Origin of the sequence: Pelotomaculum isophthalicicum JI, from assembly GCF_029478095.1 — a bacterium.
Taxonomy (GTDB): domain Bacteria; phylum Bacillota; class Desulfotomaculia; order Desulfotomaculales; family Pelotomaculaceae; genus Pelotomaculum_D; species Pelotomaculum_D isophthalicicum.
The window spans coordinates 65,038-75,321 of sequence record NZ_JAKOAV010000020.1 but is presented as its reverse complement, the minus strand read 5'-3'; the positions used below and the strand labels follow the sequence as shown (position 1 = coordinate 75,321).

General features: G+C 45.9%; 8 protein-coding genes. 2 read left to right on the top strand and 6 right to left on the bottom strand.

The window, feature by feature from the left end; translation table 11 throughout:
• The first annotated feature begins 291 nt into the window (after positions 1–291).
• The gene (guaB, locus tag L7E55_RS11300; RefSeq protein WP_277444337.1) at positions 292–1,752 is read left to right on the top strand and encodes an IMP dehydrogenase; all 1,461 of its coding nucleotides are present in this window, start codon (positions 292–294) and stop codon (positions 1,750–1,752) included.
• A 155-nt stretch (positions 1,753–1,907) separates the two neighbouring features.
• On the opposite strand, the gene L7E55_RS11295 is transcribed toward guaB, so the two are convergent.
• Entirely contained in the window at positions 1,908–2,537 is a 630-nt protein-coding gene (locus tag L7E55_RS11295; RefSeq protein ID WP_277444336.1) for a GNAT family N-acetyltransferase, read from the bottom strand.
• A gap of 213 nt (positions 2,538–2,750) precedes the next feature.
• Between L7E55_RS11295 and L7E55_RS11290 the strand changes: the two genes are divergently transcribed.
• Positions 2,751–4,148, top strand: a complete 1,398-nt coding sequence (locus L7E55_RS11290) for a phage-shock protein (RefSeq protein WP_277444335.1) — start codon at positions 2,751–2,753, stop codon at positions 4,146–4,148.
• Positions 4,149–4,275: 127 nt separating this feature from the next.
• On the opposite strand, the gene L7E55_RS11285 is transcribed toward L7E55_RS11290, so the two are convergent.
• From L7E55_RS11285 to L7E55_RS11265, 5 genes are all read right to left on the bottom strand, one after another.
• On the bottom strand, positions 4,276–5,493 hold the full coding sequence (locus tag L7E55_RS11285; protein WP_277444334.1) for an ABC transporter permease: 1,218 nt from the start codon (positions 5,491–5,493) through the stop codon (positions 4,276–4,278).
• Positions 5,490–6,194: an ABC transporter ATP-binding protein gene (locus tag L7E55_RS11280; protein ID WP_277444342.1), complete on the bottom strand. Its 705-nt coding sequence runs from the start codon at positions 6,192–6,194 to the stop codon at positions 5,490–5,492. Before L7E55_RS11280 ends, L7E55_RS11285 begins: the two co-directional genes overlap by 4 nt.
• A 187-nt stretch (positions 6,195–6,381) precedes the next feature.
• The gene (locus L7E55_RS11275; protein ID WP_277444333.1) at positions 6,382–7,854 is read right to left on the bottom strand and encodes an HlyD family secretion protein; all 1,473 of its coding nucleotides are present in this window, start codon (positions 7,852–7,854) and stop codon (positions 6,382–6,384) included.
• 21 nt (positions 7,855–7,875) lie between these two features.
• Positions 7,876–9,396 carry a HAMP domain-containing sensor histidine kinase gene (locus L7E55_RS11270; protein ID WP_277444332.1) on the bottom strand — a complete coding sequence of 507 codons (1,521 nt, stop codon included), beginning with the start codon at positions 9,394–9,396 and terminating at the stop codon, positions 7,876–7,878.
• Positions 9,386–10,063, bottom strand: a complete 678-nt coding sequence (locus L7E55_RS11265) for a response regulator transcription factor (RefSeq protein WP_277444331.1) — start codon at positions 10,061–10,063, stop codon at positions 9,386–9,388. The genes L7E55_RS11270 and L7E55_RS11265 overlap by 11 nt, the downstream gene beginning before the upstream one ends.
• Positions 10,064–10,284 lie beyond the last annotated feature (221 nt).

Genomic DNA, 10,284 nt, shown 5'->3' with positions numbered 1-10,284 from the left:
AAATTTTAAGCAGGGTTAAAAAATAATAACATTACTCACTTTTTAAGAATAACAAAAAAGGCTTGAACTCCTTGCAAATACAGGGTTTTCAAGCCTTTTTATAGTTTGTAACTGTCAAAGATGAGATAATAGTCATTTGTTAATCAGGTGTCAAGTTTGTTCAGCGATAAGGTTATAGGTAGTGAAGTGAAGATTAATGTGGGACACAATATTGAATTGATCGTTTTTATGCTATAATATACAGATATAAATTTTCTTGTGGCCGGTTTACCGGCGGGGGAGGGAAAGTCTTTGTTGCCGGAAAAGTTTGAACGTACGGGACTGACTTTCGATGACGTTTTGATAATTCCGTCTGCTTCAGAAGTGCTGCCTAATGATGTAAACACCTGTACCAACTTAACCAAGTCCATTAAGCTGAATATTCCGCTAATGAGCGCTGGAATGGATACAGTAACCGAGTCCCGTTTGGCTATCGCCATAGCCAGGGAAGGCGGCATAGGAGTTATTCATAAAAACATGTCTATTGATCGGCAAGCTCTCGAAGTCGACCGGGTTAAAAGATCTGAACACGGGGTGATTACCGATCCGATTTTTCTTGAGCCGGATAATCTTGTCAAAGAAGCTTTAGTGTTGATGGAAAGATACCGGATTTCCGGTGTACCCATTACCGTGAAGGGAAAACTGGTTGGCATCCTTACCAACCGGGACCTTCGTTTTGAGCAGGATTTTTCAAAATATATCAGTGAAGTGATGACCAGGGAAAATCTTATTACTGCTCCGGTAGGTACAACCATGGAACAGGCTAAAAAAATTCTTCAACGTTACAAAGTAGAGAAATTGCCAATCGTTGACGATGATTTTAACCTGAAAGGTCTAATTACCATTAAAGACATCGAAAAGTCGCGCCAGTACCCCAACTCAGCCAAGGACAAAGGTGGCCGGCTTTTGGTAGCGGCAGCGGTGGGCGTTGGGTTCGACACGGATGAGCGGGTCGAAGCTCTGGTTAAGGCTAATGTGGATGCTATTGTTATTGATTCGGCGCACGGACATTCACTGAATATCATGAACACATTAACAAAAATCAAAGAAAAATACCCTGAGGTTTCCGTAATTGCAGGAAATGTGGCTACAGCGGAAGGCGCTAAAGATATAATTGAAGCAGGTGCGGACGCTATTAAGGTGGGAATAGGTCCCGGTTCAATTTGTACAACCAGGGTGGTTGCGGGGATAGGGGTTCCTCAGATTACCGCCATTTATGATTGTGCCCAAGTTGCTGCGAGATACGACATACCTGTTATCGCCGATGGAGGTATAAAATATTCAGGAGATATTACAAAAGCCATCGCGGCTGGCGCGGATGTAGTTATGCTTGGTAGTTTGTTGGCCGGGACGGAAGAGAGCCCCGGAGATATCGAGATATACCAGGGGCGAAGCTTTAAAGTATATCGCGGTATGGGATCGTTGGGGGCTATGAAAGGTGGCAGCAAGGATCGCTACTTCCAAGAGTCCACGGCAAACGAAAAACTAGTGCCCGAGGGAGTGGAAGGCCGTGTGCCATTTAAGGGCTCGCTTTCCGAAACGGTTTACCAGTTAATCGGCGGATTGAGGTCAGGGATGGGTTACAGCGGGTGCCGTGATATTATTGAATTGAAAACCAAAACAAGATTTATGCGTTGTACTACTGCCGGATTGAAGGAGAGTCACCCGCATGATGTTATGATCACGAAGGAAGCACCCAATTACAGCGTGTAATAATATTGGCTCAGTATAAGACAAGCTAAATAAATACAATAAAGAAGCCTGTAACTAATTATCATATGGGGAGTTACAGGCTTTGTTATTAGCTTTGTTTTCCGGAATATATTATTGGCGTGGTTTTGCCAAGATGAATATTGAAACTTTCTCCTTTACATTAGTAACCCCTTTTTGTTCTCAAGCAGCATGTTTTCAAACAAGAGAGAATCTTCTTCACTAACGTTCTTGCCGATGCGTGCCGCCAGTACGTTGGCCGGATCTTCTAAAATATCCGGGTCGTCGGTAGCTCGTTTTGTTAAACCAACTTTCCTAAAGGCACTGATCAGCATCCTGTGATAAGCCAGTAGGCTTAACCCACTGCCTCTCAAATCCCAATGCCAACAAAATTCAATAGCTACAATGATATATTCCTCAACTATAGGGTTGGTAAACGCTTTTTGCAAAAGCGCTGTACCGATCCCCTTTTTGCGCCAGGATGAACTCACTTCAATACCTCCAAGTTCCAGAACGCGCGGGTGTTTGCTCCACCGGCTATACTTGCTTGGATAGTGAAAAGTCAAATAACCGATAATTTCCTGACCGATTCTGGCGACATAAATCATTCCTTCTGGTAACTCTGTTATTTTTAACAGGGCTTCTTTTTGTCTATCTGCCGGCCTGAAGCTGGTAAGCCCCTCATTCATTGACATCTTTTCAAGATTGGCAGTGCTGACCGGTCCTTCCACAAATACTTCACCTGTAAGAGTATTCTGTGAATATGATTTGAGATTGGCAGTGTTCATTTGATCATCTCCTTATCATTTGTCGTCAAATTATTATCTTTTTATTATATCCATATTTTTATTAAAGTCGATGACTGAAAAAAATTTGTTAGATGTTGTTGTAATATAATGGAAATATTATTTAAATTTTCTATGGCAAAAAAAGGAATTAGGCATTGAATGGATAAATTAATAATAGAAAAGTTTTCATAAGTGAGGGGTGAACTAATCATTATGGGTGGGCGGCTGAATTCACTAACTGATGTTTTAAAAAAAACACTCTTCTTTTTTGAATCGCTTTCGGTAACCGAGCTAACACCTTATGTTCATCGAAAAATGTTAAAAGATTATTCTTTGCTGCAAGTGGAAGATAAAGTTAACCTGTGCCTCAGTCAGCACCCGTGTTTTTACCGGGAAAAAGACATTTGGCATTTAAATTTAGAAGGACAGCGGGAGAATGACCAGTTTTATTCTCTTTTACTTAAACGGGGGCAACCGTTAAACTTGAGGGATCTTCTGAAAAACGGAAATACAAAAAAAAGAAAGTCAAAAAAAATTCTGGCGGAGGAGGTCTTGTTAATCTCCGACGGAAGATTTATTCAGCTTGATAATGGGTATTGGGGGCTTACTGAATGGGAAGTTGAAGCAAGTCATTATTCTCTGAAGCACTTGGTTATCAAAGCAATGAAAATGCATCCGGGCGGTTTGTCCACCCAGCAACTATACGAAATAGTAAACACGTGGAGAACTACGGGGATAAAAATTATTGAAGGGGTGCTGCTGAAGTTTCCATATTTTGAACAAGTAGGGGAAGGTGTTTGGAGCTATAACCCGAATGTTCAGCTTATTTATGAAGATTTATTAAAAAAATTTATTGGTTTGATTGGCAGGCAGAAGCTCAGGTGGCGCCGGGACCGGTCCCGCTGGAGAGCGAGAATAGAGTCTATGCAACAGAATCTGCAGGAGGCTATGGCTGGCCAGGAAGAGGTTGCTGCTGCTCTTGCTGAAAAAATGGAGTTAGCCGGACAACATGATTATATGCTATCTCAAATGGCCGAGAAAGACCTGTTGCTGTCGTTGCGTAAGCGGGAAATCATGCGTTACAGGGAACATTTGAAAAAGTTGGAGTCCAAGTCGGATAGTATTTTGTACCAGTGCCGTCTTTGGGTTGCGAGGGCCCGGGAAGCGGAAGAAAATGTGGCAAAAATTAAAAATCTGCTGGTTAAAAATCAGAACAACCTTGAAGGGCTTTTTACTAAACTTCAGCAATATAAAGAAAAAGACCGTGAAAACAAAGCCAGGCTGGTAGAATTGAAAGAACAGCATACTATTAAAGTAGCTGAATTACAGACTGAAATCGTGGAATTAAAACAGAAGATTGAAAGAAAGAGAGCTTCCATGGCAATGGAAGAGCGAAGAATGCTGGAGGAAATAAACGATTTAAGCAATGCTCTAAAAAAAGCGCTTAAAGTTGAAGAGGAGCAACAAAGGGCATATTTAATGGTTCAGCAGGAACTGGCGGCGGCTAAAGACGGCTACAGGGTTCTTGAAAGGCAAGTGAGAAGTCCTCTTATACGATTGATAATTAAATTATCCTCATATTTTCGCGGCTATTCTAAAAGGTCAGATTAACTATTAAACATAAGGCGGGATTACTTGTTGCCCGGCGTGCTTCTCTTATCCCGCCTCTAAAACCAACCAGGAACAGGCTATTTAAAAAATGATCCTGGCAAGTTGATAAGCAATGACATCCTGCCAGTTACTTTTCAAAACGCAGCGCTTCAATGGGGTCAAGTCCCGCCGCTTTTTTAGCGGGGTAGTAGCCGAAGAAAATCCCGATTGCCGCCGAAAAACCGGTGGAAAGAAGAATGGACGAGATTGTAATTGTGGTTTGCCAGCCGGCAAACGCTGAAATGATTTTTGAGCCGGATATCCCGATCAGTATTCCCGCCAGACCGCCAACCAGGCACAGAGCGAGAGCCTCCACCAGGAACTGGTTGCGGATGTCGCTCTCAGTAGCGCCCACCGCCATGCGTAGTCCGATCTCCCTCGTTCTCTCCGTCACCGAAACCAGCATGATATTCATGATGCCGATGCCGCCCACCAGCAAGGATATCGCCGCCACACCGGCCAGAAACAAAGTCAGTATGGCGGAGGTGCTTTCAACTGTTTCCAGTAGAGATGCCATGTTGCGCACGTTGAAATCGTCGGAATTAACCCCCGTCAAGCGGTGTCTTTGCCGCAAAAGAGTCTCAATGCTACCCTGGACATAACTCATGCTTTCCTGAGTGTCGGCCTGCACGTTAATCATCCGCACGTACTTTACGCCCAGCATTCTCCTTTGAGCAGTTGTTATAGGTATGTAGATCACGTCGTCCTGGTCCTGGCCGCCCATGGAGGCGCTTTTGGATTTTAGCACACCAACCACGGTAAAGCTCAGTTTGTTAATCCTGACGGTTGTGCCCACCGGGTCCGTGCCGTCGGGATAGAGATTGTCAACCACCGTTTTGCCCAGTACCGCCACCGGGGTGGCTCCCGCCACGTCATCTTCCGTGAAAAAAGAACCCGAAGTGGTCGGCCAGTCCTTGATTAGTTGATATTCCGGCGTGGTCCCGTCAAACTGAGTGGTCCAGGTCTGGCTGGCGTACCCGACAGTGGCGCTTGAACTTAGCTCGGGCGCCACATAGGCCACCTTGTTCAGCCCGGCTATCGCTTCAGCATCTTCAACGGTTAGCGTGTTCACATTTCCCCCGGAACCCCGGACCGCTCCCTGACCGGCCCCGGGAGATACCATCAGCAAATTCGAGCCCATGCTGGAAATCTGGTCCGAGATCTTTTTGCTGGCGCCCTGCCCCACGGAAATCATGATGATTACGGCCGAAACGCCGATAATAATGCCGAGCATCGTCAGGGAAGATCTTAGCTTGTTTGCCTTTATGCCGTTTACCGCCACTTCAAAATTGTTGCCGAGATTCATGCGCCGGCCTCCGTTTCCTTCGGGAAAGCCGCCAGATCCGCAGCGGCGTTCCGTTGGTTTAATACAGGGGCATCTTCCGTAATGCGGCCGTCCCTTAAATTAACCAAGCGACGGCAGTATTGTGAGATGTCTTTTTCATGGGTAACCATGACCACGGTAATGCCTTTTTCAATATTCAATTGCTGTATGATTGAAACTATCTCTATACTCGTTCTTGAGTCCAGTGCTCCGGTGGGTTCGTCCGCCAGGATCAATGAAGGGTTGTTCACCAGGGCGCGGGCGATGGCGACCCTTTGCTGCTGGCCGCCCGACATCTGGTTGGGATAATGGCCGAGGTACTTTGAAAGCCCGACCCAGTTCAGGGCTTCTTTAGCCCTGGCGTCCATTTCATTCTTATTAGTCCCGGCGTAGATCATCGGCAGCTGAATGTTGGCCTGCACGGTCATCCTGCCCAGGAGGTTGAAACCCTGGAATACAAAACCGATTCTCTTGTTGCGGACGGCGGCCAGCCGGTTTTTGTCCAGGCCGGAGACGTTTTCTCCGTCGAGGTAATAGTCGCCTGCCGTTGGTCTGTCCAGGCAGCCGATAATATTCAACAAGGTGCTTTTGCCGGAACCGGAGGAGCCCATGATCGCCACCATTTCTCCTTCGGCGACGGTTAGGTCGATGCCTCTTAAAGCGTTAACCTGGGATTCCCCCATGTCATATGTTTTCCTGATGTTCTCAAGTTTGAGCACTATCTTCTCCTGCACTTGGCATCACCTACAGATAGTTTTTTGTAACTACTAGGAGTCAGTAGTCAGTAGTCAGGAGTCAGAATAAAAGAATGGTTTATTGTCCCCGAAGTATTCTGAATTCTGACTCCTGAATTCTGAATACTTGTATTTGTTATCTTCCCGGCGGCGGTCCTCCCATCATAGGCATACTATTGCTATTACTCTTGCTGTTGCTGTTAGTAGTGGTAGTGGTAGTTGATTCATTCAAAGCGCCAACCACCACCGTTTCACCTTCGTTTAAACCACGCACAACTTCGTAATTTTTTAAGTCCGATAAACCCAATACAACCTGTTTCGGCGCGGGACCACCGGAGTTGTTCATAACAAGCACCACAGTCTGCTGTTCCTGGTAGCTTGTTGTTGAACTTGGGTCCTCAGTGTTATTAATATCCGATTGACTGTTTACTTGCTTATTTCCCGTGGAGCTTGAAACGTTGGTTTGCTTTGTTTTGCTCAAATAACTAGCGGCATAGGTAACAGCGCCTTTGGAAATGGTAAGGGTATTTTCATGCCTTTCAACGATTATGTTAACATTGGCCGGCATCCCTGCTTTAAGCTCTTTATAGTTTTCGTCCGGAATTACATATACTTCATAAAGTTGGACATTGGAAACCGTAGTTGCCTGAGGGGCGATGCTGCTTACTTTCCCGGTAAATGTTTTGTTAGGATAGGAGTTCACTGTGAATTCAACCTTTTGTCCGATAACGGTTTTACCGATGTCGGCTTCGTTAACCTGGGACTTTAACTGCAGCGCTTCCGAGATGACAGTCATGAACCCGCCCCCGCTGGTGCTGTTGTTATTGGCTGAGGCCCGCTGGCCAACCGCGCCGTTAACCTCGCTGACAATGCCGTCGATGGAACAGTACATTTTAGCCCCGGATAGACTGTTTTGAGCCAGTTTTAATTTTGCGTTGCTGCTTTCCACATCAGCGGCGGCCGCTTCGATATCCTCTGCACGATTGCCGGCTTGCAGTGATTTTAAGGACTGTTCAGCTTGTTTCAATTTGCCCTCCGCGCTAATAAGGTCCGAGTTGTACTTGTCAAGATCGGCTTTGGAAATTGCGCCTTCCTGATATAGCTGCTGGTAGCGAGCTAAAGTAGATTTGGCCAGGTCGTAGCTTCCCTGGTTCATTTGTACATCTGCCGCGGCTTTTTCCAAATCTTCCTGAGTGGAGCCATTTTGTTGGAGTTTCAGCTTGGCAGAAGCTCCCTTTAAGCTAGCTGAAGCTTGAATGACATCAGCCTCTAAGTTGTCTGTGGCCTGCTCGGCCAGCAGTTGGCCGGTAGTTACGTGATCTCCGACTTTTACATAAATATTTTTAATTACCTCAGAATTTTCAAAGCTCAGGGAAACCGTGCTCACTGGTTCGATTGTTCCGGTGGCTGAAATGGTGCTGGTGACCGTGCTTTTTTTAACGGTATCAGTCAGGTAATTCTCGGACGTTTTCCCGCGGCTGCTCGTCACAAAATATGCTGTCAGCGTAATTAATACGAGTGCGATAAAACCTAAAAGCAGCTTTTTTCTTTTTATAACCACTGCGAAGTAATTAAATTTATTAAAAAGAGTCTTAGGTTTAGTTTCCAAATGGTTTTCCCCCCCGGGATATTATTTTAAGTATCGCGTTAAACTTAGGCGAAACGTCGTACCTGCGGCGCTAGTACGTAATAGCACCAAATCTCCGCCATGGGCATGAGCCAGCAAACGGCTTATCGTTAAACCGAGGCCCAGCCCGCGGCCTATCGCCTGCCGGGCGCTGCCGCGGTAAAAACGTTCAAAGATAAAAGGTTGATCGGTCGTATCAATGCCTTTTCCGTCGTCCTCTATGTCAAGTATGATCTGTTGATTAAGTTCTTGGAAATTTATATTTATTAAAGTCGCAGCAGCTTTTTTACTATTATCAAATAAATTTATGAACATTTGACGGAGCCTTCCCGCGTCTCCATTGACCCAAACAGGTTCAGCCGGCAGGGCTGGCTCGAACCGGACTTTAGAGAATTCAGGAAGTACACTCAGTTGATGGATCACCTCATTGATCAGGCTTGATAGATTAACAGGCTCCCCTCGTATGGGTGCCGCGCCTGCCTCAAAGGACGAAAAGTCTAATAATTCTTCAACCATCTGTTGTAACCGTTTGGCTTCATTCCATGAAATTTGCAGAAACTCTTCCGCAGCCGCACCGGTTACAATTTTATCGTGTACCGCCTGGATCATCCCACGGATTGAGGTAATGGGTGTGCGCAGTTCGTGGGACACGCCTGCCAGCAGGACGGACCGAAGCTGTTCAAGTTGTTTCAGTTGAGCAGCCATATGGCGAAATGATTCGATTAATTGTTGCAGTTCCCGCTCTTTTACCTCCCGGGGCAAAACCGGGTCATAATTGCCTTCAGCTATGGACTGAGCGGCAGCAGCCACTTCGCGGAGCGGATGGATTAACCTCCGGGATAGAAAATATAGCACCAACCAGCCCGCCAACGTAATAGTAACGGTAAGTAATGCCAGTAAACCATAAGGGCCGCGGATTTGATTATCCACAGGCATGCTGATATAGAGCGCCTTGCAGACTGTTCCGTTTTGGTAAACAGGCACGCCGACACGCAGCCAGGTTTGAGAATCGACATGAACTTGTTCACGGACATTTTTACCGGCGAGGACATTCTGATATGAGGGCGGAACAGCGAACAACGCGGAAGTATCAATAGCCGCATTTTCGTCTTTTTTAATTATTTGAATGTTTCCCGCTGTATCTACAGTATGAACTGCTTCTGGAATGGGCGGCCTCGGTTCGTGGTGGCCCGCTTCCATTTGTTGCTTTCTATTGGAAGAATCGTCTTTTATAATGTCCGCATCCGGAAAGGGTTGCTTTAGTTCGCGGGGGCCTGCCTCCATTTGCCGCAGCTTATTGGAAAACTCGCTTTCTTCCGGCGCTTGACCATTCAAATCAACCAGTTGCTCGGCGCGTAATTCAAGCATGCTATAGATATGTTCGTATGTATCAATCCGGATCCAAATTCCCGCAGCTAAGGCTAGGAGCAAAAGGCAGCCCAGCAATACCAAGACGTAACGGCGTGTCCAGTAGGTCAACATTGATACTGTATTTGGAGTATAATCGTTTTGTTTACTTGACACGCAGTAGATACCCCTTTCCACGGATTGTCGCTATCTCCCCTTCATCCGCCGGCCACTCCTGCAAAGACTGCCGTATGCGTTTGACCGACACGTCCACGGCACGGTCTCCCCCGTCATAATCCATTCCCCAGACGTGGTCCAGCAGCTGATCCCTGGTGAACACCTGGTTTGGGTGGCGAACCAGAAAAGTCAACAACTCCCAATGCCGCGGCGCAAGCGAAATCGGTTTCCCTTTGACGGTAACTTCACGGGAGGTAAAATTTATCACCAGGGTTCCGAATTGGACAAGTTCAGGCTCAACCAAGTGAACCGGCCGCCGCAGCACTGCTTTCACCCGAGCCACTACTTCATCGGGATCAAAGGGCTTTAATATGTAATCATCAGCGCCCTTATCGAACCCATGTAAGCGATCCTCGACAGCGCCGCGCGCTGTCACCATGATTACAGGGCAACTGTTCAGTTGGCGAATTTCATCCAGCACCGTCCACCCGTCTTTCCCGGGCAGCATTAAATCCAAAAGAACCAGTGCGGGATTTACTTCAGAAAACATGGATAATGCTTCTTCCCCGTTTACGGCAACTTGGGTCTGAAAACCCGCATGCTCCAGGTAAGTTTTTAGCAGCAGGGCTATTGAATGATCGTCTTCCACAACCATTACTGTTTGCATAGGCCACCTCTTCATAAAATAATTAGGAAGTTTATTTTTCACCGGTAAAACTTCATGTTTATTTTATTACTTAAATATGTCGGGAAAATGTCGAGAATTATTTTTCTGTCATAAAAGTCAATATTTATCTTTTGCCAAACTTGTATTAATATTGTTGTAAATTTATTCTATAACCGAAATGTGTCGAAAAAATGTCTTAACATCATCAATGGGGATGTTTT

Bases quoted from the DNA above. Each gene is read 5' to 3' on its own strand.
- L7E55_RS11285 (WP_277444334.1), bottom strand. From the start codon at position 5,493: ATGAATCTCGGCAACAATTTTGAAGTGGCGGTAAACGGCATAAAGGCA.
- L7E55_RS11290 (WP_277444335.1), top strand. From the start codon at position 2,751: ATGGGTGGGCGGCTGAATTCACTAACTGATGTTTTAAAAAAAACACTC.
- L7E55_RS11265 (WP_277444331.1), bottom strand. From the start codon at position 10,063: ATGCAAACAGTAATGGTTGTGGAAGACGATCATTCAATAGCCCTGCTG.
- L7E55_RS11280 (WP_277444342.1), bottom strand. From the start codon at position 6,194: ATGGGGGAATCCCAGGTTAACGCTTTAAGAGGCATCGACCTAACCGTC.
- L7E55_RS11295 (WP_277444336.1), bottom strand. From the start codon at position 2,537: ATGAACACTGCCAATCTCAAATCATATTCACAGAATACTCTTACAGGT.